The sequence below is a fragment of the Paenibacillus sp. FSL M7-0656 genome, from assembly GCF_038003225.1.
Lineage (GTDB): Bacteria > Bacillota > Bacilli > Paenibacillales > Paenibacillaceae > Paenibacillus > Paenibacillus amylolyticus.
The window spans coordinates 4,630,680-4,644,419 of record NZ_JBBOOT010000001.1 but is presented as its reverse complement, the minus strand read 5'-3'; the positions used below and the strand labels follow the sequence as shown (position 1 = coordinate 4,644,419).

The 13,740-nt window shown below is 47.4% G+C and carries 11 protein-coding genes; 4 read left to right on the top strand and 7 right to left on the bottom strand.

Going from position 1 to position 13,740, the window contains the following annotated elements; all coding sequences use genetic code 11:
• The first annotated feature begins 122 nt into the window (after positions 1-122).
• The 3 genes from MHI01_RS20560 to MHI01_RS20550 all read left to right on the top strand — a co-directional run bounded on the left by MHI01_RS20560 (position 123) and on the right by MHI01_RS20550 (position 2,403).
• Entirely contained in the window at positions 123-440 is a 318-nt protein-coding gene (locus MHI01_RS20560) for an ArsR/SmtB family transcription factor (RefSeq protein ID WP_340984000.1), read from the top strand.
• Between the two features lie 69 nt (positions 441-509).
• The gene (locus MHI01_RS20555) at positions 510-1,325 is read left to right on the top strand and encodes a hypothetical protein (protein WP_340983999.1); all 816 of its coding nucleotides are present in this window, start codon (positions 510-512) and stop codon (positions 1,323-1,325) included.
• Between the two features lie 118 nt (positions 1,326-1,443).
• A complete protein-coding gene (locus MHI01_RS20550) occupies positions 1,444-2,403 on the top strand; it encodes an MraY family glycosyltransferase (RefSeq protein WP_339191449.1) in 960 nt (319 codons plus the stop codon).
• 121 nt (positions 2,404-2,524) lie between these two features.
• Here the strand turns inward: MHI01_RS20550 and MHI01_RS20545 are convergent, their stop codons facing one another.
• From MHI01_RS20545 to MHI01_RS20535, 3 genes are all read right to left on the bottom strand, one after another.
• Positions 2,525-3,343 carry a carbohydrate ABC transporter permease gene (locus MHI01_RS20545; protein WP_127551447.1) on the bottom strand — a complete coding sequence of 273 codons (819 nt, stop codon included), beginning with the start codon at positions 3,341-3,343 and terminating at the stop codon, positions 2,525-2,527.
• Positions 3,343-4,236: a carbohydrate ABC transporter permease gene (locus MHI01_RS20540; protein ID WP_339191448.1), complete on the bottom strand. Its 894-nt coding sequence runs from the start codon at positions 4,234-4,236 to the stop codon at positions 3,343-3,345. The genes MHI01_RS20545 and MHI01_RS20540 overlap by 1 nt, the downstream gene beginning before the upstream one ends.
• Positions 4,237-4,374: 138 nt before the next feature.
• Positions 4,375-5,718: an ABC transporter substrate-binding protein gene (locus MHI01_RS20535; RefSeq protein WP_339190791.1), complete on the bottom strand. Its 1,344-nt coding sequence runs from the start codon at positions 5,716-5,718 to the stop codon at positions 4,375-4,377.
• Positions 5,719-6,207: 489 nt separating this feature from the next.
• Between MHI01_RS20535 and MHI01_RS20530 the strand changes: the two genes are divergently transcribed.
• On the top strand, positions 6,208-7,239 hold the full coding sequence (locus MHI01_RS20530) for a LacI family DNA-binding transcriptional regulator (protein ID WP_036667984.1): 1,032 nt from the start codon (positions 6,208-6,210) through the stop codon (positions 7,237-7,239).
• A 200-nt stretch (positions 7,240-7,439) separates the two neighbouring features.
• Here MHI01_RS20530 and cydC read toward each other — a convergent pair whose 3' ends face one another.
• The 4 genes from cydC to MHI01_RS20510 are packed head-to-tail and all read right to left on the bottom strand — an operon-like array spanning position 7,440 to position 13,712.
• Positions 7,440-9,377 carry a thiol reductant ABC exporter subunit CydC gene (gene cydC, locus MHI01_RS20525; RefSeq protein ID WP_340983998.1) on the bottom strand — a complete coding sequence of 646 codons (1,938 nt, stop codon included), beginning with the start codon at positions 9,375-9,377 and terminating at the stop codon, positions 7,440-7,442.
• 1 nt (position 9,378) lies between these two features.
• Positions 9,379-11,295 (bottom strand): ABC transporter ATP-binding protein/permease, encoded by a 1,917-nt coding sequence (locus MHI01_RS20520; protein ID WP_339190786.1) that lies wholly within the window; start codon positions 11,293-11,295, stop codon positions 9,379-9,381.
• A gap of 1 nt (position 11,296) precedes the next feature.
• On the bottom strand, positions 11,297-12,352 hold the full coding sequence (cydB, locus tag MHI01_RS20515) for a cytochrome d ubiquinol oxidase subunit II (RefSeq protein WP_244898245.1): 1,056 nt from the start codon (positions 12,350-12,352) through the stop codon (positions 11,297-11,299).
• The gene (locus MHI01_RS20510; protein WP_253503991.1) at positions 12,297-13,712 is read right to left on the bottom strand and encodes a cytochrome ubiquinol oxidase subunit I; all 1,416 of its coding nucleotides are present in this window, start codon (positions 13,710-13,712) and stop codon (positions 12,297-12,299) included. The genes cydB and MHI01_RS20510 overlap by 56 nt, the downstream gene beginning before the upstream one ends.
• Between the last annotated feature and the right edge of the window lie 28 nt (positions 13,713-13,740).

The following is a 13,740-nucleotide window of genomic DNA, read 5'->3' as shown; positions in this document are numbered from 1 at the left end:
AATTCGAATTTTTTCGAACTAACTGAAAAGAAATGTAACATACTTCTTATACTGCCTGCAAGAGATAGTTCGAAATATTTCAAACATTGAAAGAGAAAGCCGAATATGCTAACGTCATAGATATGAGAACTCCAACGATACCTATGGCTTCGGAACTGAAGCTGACCACGGTCTGCAATGCATTGGGTGATCCGATCCGCATGAAAATTGCACACTGTCTGGCTAGCTCTGGCGAGAAAAACTGTTCCGCCTTCGAAGTAGACCATATTTCCAAATCCACGTTGTCCCATCACATCAAAATCTTACGTGAAGCTGGCGTGATCCAGCCACGCATTGAAGGTAAACAGCACTTTTATTCCCTACGAAAGGAAGAACTAAACGTACGTTTTCCAGGCCTCGTCGAGATGATTCTGAATACAACCGAGGAATACGTAAATTAAAGTAAGCAGGTCTAAGATTGAAGAACCACTTTCATCATAATCGCAATTACCATAAGGGAGGCTAACCACATGGACAAAAAGGCGGCAAAGATACTGCTGAGCACCTTCTGGGGTGGTGGCGGCTGGAAAACAACCTCTCTACCCTTCTCCGGGGAGGAATTTGAATATGCCAAAAGCAAAGGTGTCATGTTCGATCCACTCACGATCACGCATGACGAGATTGTCCAGCGTCTGTACGACATGCATCAGGAGGACTCGTTTAAGGAACGGGTGATTTCGGCATTTCTACATAGTCTGTCCACCAAAAAAGTCTATCTACGCAGCGCATTATCCAGCTGGGCTTTAACATCGAACATGCCTTTACACACCTATGCAGAGCGCCCTGCCCTTCACCCTAACACCAGTGCCTGTGGAGATTGTAACTTCCTGCGTTTGCAGTCAGACAAGGAATATTCTAACGTCGACTTAAACGTCCTTAATTTTGAACGGATTAAGTGGGGCGGCGTTCGTCATGGCTGGCTTATCTATTGCCTAATGGATTTGGAATTACTGCTTCAGGACAACGATACAAACTATGAAGTAACCCCTGAAGACCAAGCCATCCTGGTCAACCTGCTTGAAGCAGCTCAGACGGAAGACCCCAAGGACAGTGCTCGCTCACTTGAGAAAAAGTGGAAGGATCTCTTCCCTTCCAGCAAACAGGAGCGGGATGCCCTGCTGGAAATCTGGGCTGCAGCAGGCATACTGGTTCCTGGAGATAAACCGAGAAAACGCAAAGGTGGTTCCAGTGATTTTGTCTTTGCAGCAACCTGGCAAGGTGATGATGGATATCATACAGAAGCCGTAAAACATTATTTCGGCTCCTATCTTCCTCAAATACAATAAAACCTGAACTTTTGCTCACCTTTGCGTACGTCTGGTTACAATAATGACATCGACAGATTTCCTGTTTAACTCGTATAATAAGGGGAAATTGGTAGATGGGAGTGAAACAAGCGAGTTTATGGTATACATACTGGCTTTTATAGTGTCTTTTGCTGTCGTGGTTCTGCTTATTCCACCGCTTGGTCGATTGGCTCACCGGCTCGATTTTGTGGACAAGCCTCGGGAAGATGTGGAGCGTAAGCTACACAGGCAACCTATCCCGCTTACGGCGAGTTACGCGATATTTACTGGATTTTTCCTGACATACATTGCTCTGACGAAAGAAATCACATGGGAAACAGCGGCTCTGGTCGCTGGTGGTATGCTTCTGCTAACGATTGGTACCGTCGACGACTGGTACAAAACAAAAGGCAAAGATTTTCCTGCCCTGCCCAAAATGCTCGTACAAGTCTCTGCGGCAGTACTCGTATTTGCTTCTGGCATTGCGTTCACCGGATTTGTGAATCCCTTCAACGCGGAATATGTCATGCTTCCGATCTGGCTGCAATTCATTCTCACGATCCTGTGGATCTTCGGGGTGACAACAGTCATCAACTTCTCGGACGGCATGGACGGACTGGCTGGCGGATTATCGGCCATCTCGGCAATTACCCTGTTCATCGTGGCGCTTGCCAAAGGTCAAAGTGATTCCGCACTCATGTCGATCATTCTGGTCGGTGTAACGATTGGTTATCTGAAGTACAACAAAGCTCCTGCCAAAGTGTTCATGGGTGATGCAGGCGCTACGTTCCTTGGCTTCATTCTGGCGGTTATCGCTCTGGATGGTGCATTCAAACAAGCAACCATGTTGTCCATCTTCATTCCGATTCTGGCGCTGGGTGTACCGATCTTCGACAACATCTTTGTCGTTATCAAACGTTTCATTCAAGGTAGAGCGATCTATCAGGCCGATGCAAGTCAAGCCCATTATCGGTTGCTGCGTGCCGGATTGAATCAAAATCAGGTGGTGGGTGTACTGTATCTAGTCAGCACATGTCTGTGTCTATCCTCCATTATTCTGATGTTAGTGGAGTTATAAAACCAAAATAACGATGAAAATAATAGAAGCCACCTTCATTGCGTTGAGGGTGGCTTTCTTATGATGTTTTTTTGGATCGCTTGCCTTTTTTTCTTTTCAGTTAAAGCGGAGTGATTCTAACTTACGATTTAACAGCCCCTGCCATAGCACCTCCAACAATGAAACGTTGCAAAGCAACGTACAGAACAACCAGTGGCAAGGTAACAATCAGAATGCCACACGCGAGCAGCGGCCAGTTGTTCATGTACTGTCCATAAAATGTAAAGAGTCCTTTGGTTACCGGCTGATAATTCGGATCAGATAAATAAATGGTCGGCCCGATAATATCGTTCCATACACCAATCGCGGTAAGAATAATACCTGTTGCCAGGATTGGTTTCATTAACGGAACAAGGATGGTGAACAGATACCTTGTATACCCGCACCCGTCCATGGCAGAGGCCTCATCCAGTTCACGCGATATTGATTTGATATAACCCACAAACATGAGAAAGGCAATGCCCGTACCTGTCGTCTTCAATAAGATGTACCCGATTTGGGTGTTGTAAAGACCCAGATTATTGATCAGGGAAAACTGCGGAATGAGCGGGTTGGGAAGGTACATGGAAATCAGAAAGAAAATATAAATGAGTGTGCTGAATTTAACATATCTGCGTGCGAGCGGGAATGCAGCAAATATAGATAAAATCAACGTCAGCAGGGTGGACATCCCTGTATAGAGCACACTGTTCCACATATACTGAGAGAAGTTCCCTTTGTTCCATGCTTCGGAAAAGTTCTCAAGCCGGATCCCTTCAGTAAGAGCTACAGGATCGAGCAGATACTCTGTCTGTGTCTTCATGGATACATTGAACAGATAGAATAGAGGGAAAACGTACAACGCAAGCATGAGCAGAACGATAATGTAGCTGACCATTCTGGACGTTTGGCTCTGTTTCATTACGCTTCCACCTCTCTTCTGCGAAGGTAAAATAAGGCGACCATCGATATGGTAAATACAAAGAGGAACTGAATCATCGCGACAGCAGAAGCCAAACCGTAATCAGCCGTTCCTGTGCCAAATGCCGTAGCATAAACATCAAATGCAAGCGTCGTTGTATTGAACTTGCCGCCTGTAAGTACATAGATAATATCAAAGGTTTGCAATGCCCCTATGATAGACAAGAGCATGTTAACGGTGAATGCAGGAGCAATCATGGGGAATGTAATGTTCGTAAATGCTTTCCACCCCGAAGCACCATCCATGTAACCCGCCTCATACAGATCGCTAGGAATGGACTGCAGACCTGCAAGAAAAATCGTCATGGAGTAACCCATGTACATCCAGATCTGAACAAAAATAATCAGTTCGAAGGCGATATTATAATCTCCAAAAAAGTTGGAACTGGTACCCAAGAAATTCAGAAAGGACTGGGCTGGTCCGCCCAGCGGATTTGCAACGAGTTGCCAAATGAGTCCAGACACAGTAACCCCCAGCACCACTGGCAAAAAGAATACCGCGCGATATAATTTATCGCCTCTAAGCTTTTTATTGATCAAAATCGCTATAAACAAACCCACTGCATTTTGTATGATCACAACAGCAAACGCAAAGTATAAGGATCGCCCAATAGCATCCATTCGGTCTCCAGCATTGGATGCACCAAAAAATGTTTTATAGTTTTCAAAGCCGATAAAGCTCCATTCCTGGCCCCGAACACCAGTAGCATCTGTAAACGAAAACAGTATCGTCACAAGTGATGGACCGAAGCCAAACACGACATAAAGTAACAACGGAATGCTCAAATACAGATAAGGAATAAGTTTTGCCTTACCTTTCCCAAACGGATACATCGTCCTCACACCTTTCATGGGGTAAAACTAAGACATAAGAAAACCGGAATAACAGCCTTGTCTGGCCTGAAGGCTCAGACCCGAGCGCTATTCCGGCGCATGCGGCCAACTTGTGCCATGAATATGAATGATTATGAATTACTTTGGAGCAGCAGCATCCCAATCCGCTTGGGATTTACCTGCAAGCTCTTCCGGTGTTGCAATCGGTCCGGCTGGCTTGAGCATCTCTGCGTGAACGCTGGCCTCCGAAATGTACTGTCCTACATTCTGACGGTTAATGAACAACTGATCCCAAGATAGTTTAAAGTCCTCCAGGTAAGGCTGAATGCCTTGGATAAACTCACTTGTCATCTCCACATCAGGCTGTGTGGGCAGGAAGCCGGCTGCATTCACAAATTCCGTGTAGTTCTCTTTCTCCGATAACATATCAAGCCATTTCATTGCGTAATCCTTGTTCGGTGAGTTATCCACCACCATCCAGGTCATATCGTATTTACCCGCCAGATTTTTGTTCTTGGCTGCATCATTGCTACCTGGAATTGGGAAATATCCAAACTTCAGATCAGGGTTGGCCGTTTGAATTGTTGTTGCATCCCAAGTACCGTCAGCAATCATAGCCACCTTGCCTGTAGCGAACAAACTGGGCAATGTTCCGTAGTCAATACCCATGAAACCAGGCATTGCATTGTTCATCAGATCCTGAGATTTCTGCAAGACTTCAAGTTGAACCGGATCAGTCAGCTTGGTTTCACCAGTCCATAGACCTTTGATATAAGCAAGCTGATCATCATGAATAGAGGCCTGAAGCCCTTGCACCGCAAGACCTATTGGCCATACATCTTTACCCGCCAGGCCCAGCGCTTCGACACCATTGTCTTTGAACACTTTGATAACATGTTGCAATTCATCCCAGGTTGTAGGGATCTCCAGATTATATTTTGCGAAGAGTTCCTTATTGTAGAACAGTCCTGTGAATGCCACCTTGCCCATGTTTACACCGTACACCTTATCGTTATATGTCATTGCGTTCTGTACATCCGATTCATTGTAGTTTTTGATAAAAGATTGATCAGACAGATCACTGATTAACCCGGCATCGATCCATTGCTTCCACATCGGATCAGCAGCACCACTGGACCATTCCTGCGGAGCGCCTACAAAGCTTGATTTGAGTGGAATGATATCTACATCCCCATTACTTCCGGCGTTCATCCGTGTTTGCATCAACTGATCGTAAGTCGCGTCTGCCGGAACGGTAGTATACTCCACCTTTACGTCCGGATATTTCGCTTCAAATTTCGTATTAAACTCTTTGATGTAGTTGTTAATATTCTCTTGCTGCCAGTGAATGATCTTCAAGGTAACTTTTTTGCTGCTGTCTGTAGCCTGAGTTCCTTCTGATTCCGAAGAGCTGTTACTACAAGCGGCGAGCACACATAATAAAGCGGTTACAAGTACAATGGTTAAAGTCATTTTCTTCATTTTCGTTGTCCCCCAAATTTTTGAATTAAATCTACGAAATCAGTTTCGTTAATCCCACCCTTATTATGACTTCAGATCTTTATTTTGTAAATAGTCACTTTGTTTTTTTGATTTCCATGCTTTAACACGCTTGATAAAAGCTTTATTTATTGCTGTATACGTTGAAATCAAGGTACCCTTTACGATAGTCACGAAAGTTACGAAACACAGCACATGACATAATTTCATTTAAGCCCCAGACAACCCGGCATTCCTTTAAATGGACTCAAAATCTGTAAAATAATTAAGATTACGAGCTAAAATTCGTCCTTATTTTCGCGACAAACCTCCTTGATCACTTCAAATCTATGGATGCATATCATTTCAAGTGTGAAACCCTCTCTCTGCTGTTGACTCTCCGGTCTATGTAGCATAGAATACTTGCAAGAAAGCGTAAAAACCGATACAGCCCCAGTTTACGAAACCAGTTTAGGAATCCGAGGGATGTTTATGAATATCAAAACGATAGCGAGTTTAGCCGGCGTGTCTGTAGCCACGGTGTCCAAGATTATCAATAACTATCCAGATATTAGCGAGGAAACGCGCCAGCGTGTGCTTAAAATTATGGAAGAGACAGGCTATCGTCCATCTTCTTCAGCCAAAACATTGGCAACCAAAAAATCCAGCCTCGTTGGCGTTGTGTTTGCAGGGAAGCTGAACGTGGATTTCAGCCACCCTTTCTTCGTACAGGTTATCAATGCGTTTAAGAAACAAATTGGCTTGCTTGGATACGATCTACTCTTCTTCTCGAATGAGAAGTTTCTGGATCAGGGTGAGGACTACTTGGCGAGATCCAAGTATTTTCAAGTGGATGGCTGTATTATTATTGCGGGGGATGAGGTCGAGAGCAGCATATTCGACCTGGATGCCAGCCCGATTCCTTGTATCGGAATAGATATCGAGCTAACAGGACAAAGCTCCTGTTACATCATGTCCGATAACGATAAGATCTCAACCAAAGTTGTAGAACAATTTTATATGAACGGTTATCGAGATGTTGGTTTTATCGGGCTGGAGCGCGCCTCTCTTGTGATGCAACAGAGAGAGATGGCTTTCAAACGTTCACTAAATCAGTTTAGTCTTGATGAAAAGCCCGAGTGGGTTGTATACAGCAAAGATTATGCTGCAGCGGATGGATACGAAGCGGCCAAGAAAATGCTCGCCTGCAAGACTCTGCCACGTGCCGTGTTTGCAGCCACAGATCTACTTGCCTTTGGAGCTATTCGCGCCTTTAAGGAAGTGGGGTTACGCATTCCAGAAGATATAGCTGTGGCAGGTTGTGACGACATCGAAGCCTGCCGTTATACCGATCCACCGCTAACAACCGTCAAGCAGGATACGGACAAAATTGGACGCCTTGCTGCCATGATTCTGTTTGATCTGATGAACAAACAAATGGATAATCGTTGCATTAAAGTAGAGCCGGAACTGGTTGTACGTCAATCCTGTGGCACAGCCATGCTGCTGGCACAGGAAATCTAAGCGTTAAGTCTTTGGGACTGGCTACTGCAGATCAATTCACATCATAGACATAGCGATTTTTCATAAAACTCCACACCAAGAAGCAAAAAGGGGATATCCCATAAGTCATGAATATGACAGGGGACATCCCTTGTTTGTGTTATTTTGTTTTAATGAACCTGAGACACGCTATTCGCTTCCATTTGCCGAGAAAGTTCCTGCTATCTGGAAGCGGCAGTAGGCAGCTTGCCCTCTACTGTCTGCAAGTCAGACCACCCCGGCCGATCAAGTTCGATTAGACGGCGGTATCGCTCTTCCCCAGCCAGCAATTGTTCGTGAGAACCTTGCATGGCAATCTTTCCATTTTCCATAAAAATAAGTTCGTCCATCTGTTCCGCACCAATCAGGTGATGGGTGACCCAGATCATCGTTTTGCCTTGCAAGTTGTCCAGGATGGTGCGCATCAACTCTCGTTCCGTCACCGGATCAAGCCCTACGGTTGGTTCATCCAATATAATAACAGGTGTCTCCCGAAGCAGTACCCGGGCCAGAGCGATCCGTTGCCTTTCCCCACCGGAGAAACGCAGGCCCGTCTCCAGCATTGGCGTATCATATCCCTGCGGCAAAGATTCGATTAGACCGGATAACCCTACTTGGGCGGCCACCTGACGAATCTCCTCATCCGATGCATGCGGACGACCAATCCGCAAATTATTGGCTACCGTGGTGTCGAACAGGTGAGGACTCTGATTCAGCACTGCGATGACATCAGTGACACTCTCACCCAAGGTCTGCACAGGCATATTATTGATCAGAACTTTCCCCGCAGACGGAAGTAATGCCCCCTGAATCAGCTTCAACAAGGTTGATTTGCCGCCGCCGCTTCGTCCAAGAATAGCTAATCGTTTGCCTTGTGGCAGATGAAGGGATACGTCCTGTACGGCGTAGGAATCATCCGCTGCATAACGATAACTTACGCGATTAATCTCGATGTCTGCTCTGAGTTTGGGTGGAATGCGAAGACGAATTCGTCTGTCTGGGATAACATTCGCAGCTGGCAAGGACTCCGATGTCTGTCCAGCCATCACGTTGCCTTTTTTTACTACAGAGATCGATTCGCCCGTTCCATCCGCATCACCAACTCCATTCTGCAACGGAAGATACCCTTTCCCTTCGAGCTGTTTCAAGCGATCCAGTGATTCCCGGTACTGGGGAAGATGCTCCACCGCATCCCCTACAGGCAGAATTGATTCCGTGAGCGGAAATAATACCAATACAAAAGCAGCAATCATCACGGCAGGCAATTGCCCGATAGAAGCGGCATTTCCGGCCCATAACGTAACCGATACCACCAGCAGGCCAATGACAGACTGAGCCATCAGATCACGCCAGCGTGTCCAGCGCCGCAACTTGCGACGAATCGCGTCGACCTGTTCCTCCGCTTCTTCCTGCTGCTGAACAAATTCGGCCGCTCGTCCACTTGCAAGCCAATCTCCCAGTCCAAGTACACCGTCGGTCAGACGGGTATACAACCTGCTGTTTTCCTTTTTCAGCCGTACACGCCATTTCCACGTCACTTTCAGGGAGATCGCAGGTAACACGGCAACGAGAAATAACATATACAAGCCCATCCACACTGCAAATCCCAGATCAACACTGCCAAAGGCAATCACAGCCCCACCGTACATCACAAGTGCGGTAACGGCGGGAAAAACGGTGCGCAGATAAATATCCTGCAGCCGCTCCACATCATCGGCGAGTGCTCCAAGTACATCCCCGGTCTGCATACGAGAACGCAGGAACAGGGCCTGTGGCTCCAGAATGCGATATAGCTTCACCCGCTGATCGGCCAACGCCCGCAGTACGGCATCATGTCCTGCCAATCGCTCGATATATCGAAACACGGCGCGGAATATCCCAAATGCACGTACACCAACAATAGGTACATACACCATCAAAATATTTTCAGGACGCAGCGCAGACTTGGAGATCAGAAATCCGGAGGTGAACAGCAGCAGTACCGCACACAGTGCAGCACAAGTGCCTAGCGCAATGACTGCGATGAATCTCCACTGGTACTGTGCCACATACGGAGCAATCCAGCTATTTTTTTCTTTTCCGTTACGGACGGTCTCCATATGTTCATATCCGGACTTCATTTTATATCGCCTCCATCTGGGCCTGAATCATCTGATAATATACACCTTGTCGTGCCAGTAATTCCTGATGTGTTCCCGTCTCTGCCACTGTGCCGCCATCCATAACAATAATTCGATCCATATGCGGCATCCAGTGCAGGCGATGGGTAGCCAAAAATACAAGTTTGCCTTCAAACAGCGGCAGCATCGTCTGTTTCAGTTCATACTCTGTTTCCACATCCAGATGAGCTGTCGGTTCATCAAGCAGCAGGATGTTCCGTTTACTAAGCAGGGCTCTTGCCAGCGCCACCCGTTGCTCCTGCCCACCACTGAGCTGTCTGCCACCAGCCCCAATAGGCTCATGCAGCCCACCGGATAATGAAGACAGTAGCTTGGTTAATCCAGCTGCGCTAATGGCCTTCGCCACTTCCGCATCCGATGCCTCCGGCATGTAGAAACGAACGTTATCGGCCAGGCTTCCACTGAAAATATACGGATGCTGCGGGATAGCTGCTGTCTGTCTTCGCCAGGATTCAAGCATATCCTGTGTCACAGGCTGTCCGTTGGCTAATACTTGGCCTGAAGTAGGAATCTGAAATCCAGCCAATACGTCAATCAACGTGGACTTTCCTGCTCCGCTGGCACCAATAATACCGATTTTGCCAAGACCCGTGATCTGAAATGTGACATCCTTTAGCGAATAAGGACCTTCATCATCATGCCGTACCTGTACATCTGTTAGTGCCAATCTGCTATTCTCATTCCAAGAGAACACTGAGGAAGAGGAAGAAACAAGCTCAGGAGTAGTAGAAACAGAAGCAGAAGCAGGAGCAAAATGCCCCGCAGCCGTTTTATCGTTCAACACGACACGTATGGTCGAAGTGCCTGCTTTCCTTTTACCCGAAGATAACGATGATGCAGATCCCGTCCCATCCTCTGCCATGTCCGCATGCGCAACAACGTTTGCATAAGCTTCTTTCTGTTTCCGTTCAGCAGCTTTCCCCCGTTCAATCACCTGATTAATGGCCGCTCCGGCTTCCTTACCGTCCAATGTGGCATGATAATCAGCGCCTAGCATACGTACAGGCAGGAAATATTCGGGTGCTAGAATCAGTACCGTCAACGCAGGGCCAAGTAGCATATGTCCTTCCGTCAGACGTAATCCCAGACCAACTGCTACGGAAGCAACGGACAACATCGTAAAGAAATCGAGTGCAAACGAAGAAAGAAAAGCCATGCGCAGAGTAGACATCGTTGCTTTCCGATACCGCTGACTGACCCGCAAAATGGACCCTTCATGTGTTTTGCTCTGTCCCAATGTTTTTAGCGTTTCTAGTCCACGCAAGGTATCAACAAAATGGTTAGCGAGTGCTTTGTAAGATCTGAATTGTCCGTCTATCTTACGCTGAGCTGCGAGGCCAATCAGAATCATGAATACGATCAGGATTGGGAGTGTCAGCATCAGAATAACCCCGGACATCAGATCCAGCTTGAACACATACAGCAGAATGACGATAGGTGTGAATCCTATGCCTAGCATGCGAGGAATGAATAGTTCAAGATACGTCTTGTATTGAGCTGTTCCCTCACGTGCCAGTGTAACCAGATGTCCTGTGCCCTCCGTCTTGGCATAACGCGGCCCAAGTCTGAACCACTGCTCCACCATCTGTCTACGCAGATCAGTCCCTGTCTTCTCCGCATATCGTGAAGTCACGAGTTGTAACCAGAAGGATAGGGCGTAGCGGGCGGCAAAAGCAGCCAGGAACAGCAGCAGTATCGGGTACTGCTCCGTTACGGATGAACCTTCAAACAATGCCGTGATGGCCTGTGCCAGCCATTTGGCTTGCATAATGATCGTCATCGCCTGCAACAGTACCAGCGCTGATGCCAGCGCAAGTACCGGCCGGATGCCCGGCAGCTTCATCAGCCCCCGTCCCATATCAGTACTCCAGGTGGTGCTGCTCGTTCAGACGTTTGCGGAAGATATAATAACTCCAGATCTGATAGCCAAGAACAAACGGCAGCAGTGTGCAAGCTACTATGGTCATTACTTTCAATGAATAAGCACCCGATGCGGCATTGTATACAGTCAGGTCATACGCCGCCCCAAAGGAACTCACCATCACTCTTGGGAAAAGTCCGATAAATACCGAGGCAAAGGCAATTGCAATAACTGCTCCAGTCATACCAAAAGCCCAGCCTTCACGCTTCTGACGAACAAAGTATGCCGCAAGTGCAAGCGAAACTGCGCCAAGTACAACCATGATCCAAAGAGCCCAGCCACGTACGGCGAACACATCCGTCATGAAATACGTCATTAACGCGTAAACGGCGAGCAGTGCAGCCAGCGGCAACATCAATTTTTGCGCTGTCTTCAAGGCACGCTCTCTGAGATCACCTACTGTTCGTAGTGATGCAAACAGCAATCCATGAACCAGACACAGCAGCGTTACACTCAAGCCACCAATCACGGTGTACGGATTAACAATATCGAGGAATCCTGCACGCAACTGCATCTCCCCATCAATGGGCAGACCTTTCATCAATGTGGCAAAGACCACGCCGAACAGGAAAGGCAAGAGCGCGCTGGAGACCACAATGATGATGTCCCATGTTTTGCGCCAGCGCTGCTGTTTCATTTTACTGCGGAATTCGAAAGCAACTCCGCGGCCAATCAAGGCGAGTAACACCACCACAAGTGGCAGGTAAAAACCACTGAACAACGTGGCATACCAGTGCGGGAAGGCAGCAAACATCGCGCCCCCTGCCGTAATCAGCCATACCTCATTACCATCCCAGAACGGACCGATCGAGTTGATCAGAGTCCGACGTTCACGGTCTGTTTTGGCAATAATGCCTGTAGACATCCCCACACCAAAATCAAAACCTTCCAAAAAGAAGAAACCAACAAACAATACGGCAATCAGCAAAAACCACAACTCACTTAGTGACAACGGAATAACCTCCATCCACGCCGAACGGATCGGCCGATTCATCGTGATCTTCTGGCTTCTCGACCGCAAACGGTCCTGCCTTGATCTCACGTACGAACAGGTATACCATCACGATTCCGAGAACCGTATACGCAGCGGTAAAAGCGATGGTCGAGAACAGGATCATTCCTGCGGATACGTTCGGCGAGACCCCGGCTTCGGTTGTCATATAGCCAAATACTGTCCATGGCTGTCTTCCAACCTCGGTCATAATCCAACCTGACGTATTGGCGATAAACGGCAGGGAGATGGCGAACACCATCAGACGCATAAACCACTTTCCAGCGACCTCTAGCTTCTTACGCATGGCTAGGAATGTACCGTATAGCGCCAATGCAATCATTAAACCACCCGCTGCGATCATAATGCGGAAACTCCAGAATGTTGTCCGTACCGGCGGGATGTAGTCCCCCGGTCCATACGTCTGTTCATACTCAGCTTGAAGCTCCTTCATACCTTTGACACTACCGGAGAACTTGCTGTAGGACAGATAACTGAGCAATCCAGGGATTTTGATCTCACCCGTACTCTCCTGTTTATCCGGGTCAATAAAAGCGACCACCGTCCATGGCGCCGGATCTTCTGTCGTTGTCCATGTGCCCTCACTTGCTGCCATCTTCATCGGCTGTGTCTCCACCAGATATTGCGCCTGGAAGTGACCCGAGAATGCAACGCCGAATGAAGAAACAAGAGCGATAATGATCGCAATATTAAACGATTTGCGGAAGATCTCCACATCCTGCTTTTTCATCAATTTGTAGGCACTGATCCCGGTTACGACGAAGGCCCCTGTCATCAATGCCCCAAAGACTGTATGTGGGAACTCAACGAGAAGCTGACCATTTGTGATGAGTGCAAAAAAATCATTCATCTCGGCTCGGCCGTTGTTAATCTCAAACCCAACAGGATGTTGCATAAATGAATTGGCTGCCAGAATCCACAGCGCGGACAGGAATGTGCCGACAAACACCAGCCAGATGCAGGCCAGATGCACTTTTTTGGACAAACGATCCCATCCAAATATCCACAATCCAATAAATGTAGACTCCATAAAAAACGCCAGTAGCGCTTCAATAGCCAGTGGCGCACCGAATACGTCCCCGACAAATCGGGAGTACTCGGACCAGTTCATACCAAACTGGAACTCTTGCAAAATACCTGTGACTACCCCGACGGCGAAGTTAATCAGGAACAGCTTGCCCCAGAACTTGGCCATCGTTTTGTAAATCTCCTTACCCTTAACAACGTACAACGTCTCCATGATTGCAACCAACAGTACAAGACCGATGGATAGCGGGACAAAAAAGAAATGGAAAATCGTTGTAAGTGCATATTGGATACGCGATAACATAATCGGATCCATACCGTTACCCCTTCTTTCTGTTCACTTC

Bases quoted from the DNA above. Each gene is read 5' to 3' on its own strand.
- MHI01_RS20510 (WP_253503991.1), bottom strand. From the start codon at position 13,712: ATGGATCCGATTATGTTATCGCGTATCCAATATGCACTTACAACGATT.
- MHI01_RS20545 (WP_127551447.1), bottom strand. From the start codon at position 3,343: ATGAAACAGAGCCAAACGTCCAGAATGGTCAGCTACATTATCGTTCTG.
- MHI01_RS20530 (WP_036667984.1), top strand. From the start codon at position 6,208: ATGAATATCAAAACGATAGCGAGTTTAGCCGGCGTGTCTGTAGCCACG.
- cydB (WP_244898245.1), bottom strand. From the start codon at position 12,352: ATGAATCGGCCGATCCGTTCGGCGTGGATGGAGGTTATTCCGTTGTCA.
- MHI01_RS20560 (WP_340984000.1), top strand. From the start codon at position 123: ATGAGAACTCCAACGATACCTATGGCTTCGGAACTGAAGCTGACCACG.
- cydC (WP_340983998.1), bottom strand. From the start codon at position 9,377: ATGAAGTCCGGATATGAACATATGGAGACCGTCCGTAACGGAAAAGAA.
- MHI01_RS20540 (WP_339191448.1), bottom strand. From the start codon at position 4,236: ATGTATCCGTTTGGGAAAGGTAAGGCAAAACTTATTCCTTATCTGTAT.
- MHI01_RS20550 (WP_339191449.1), top strand. From the start codon at position 1,444: ATGGTATACATACTGGCTTTTATAGTGTCTTTTGCTGTCGTGGTTCTG.
- MHI01_RS20520 (WP_339190786.1), bottom strand. From the start codon at position 11,295: ATGGGACGGGGGCTGATGAAGCTGCCGGGCATCCGGCCGGTACTTGCG.
- MHI01_RS20535 (WP_339190791.1), bottom strand. From the start codon at position 5,718: ATGAAGAAAATGACTTTAACCATTGTACTTGTAACCGCTTTATTATGT.
- MHI01_RS20555 (WP_340983999.1), top strand. From the start codon at position 510: ATGGACAAAAAGGCGGCAAAGATACTGCTGAGCACCTTCTGGGGTGGT.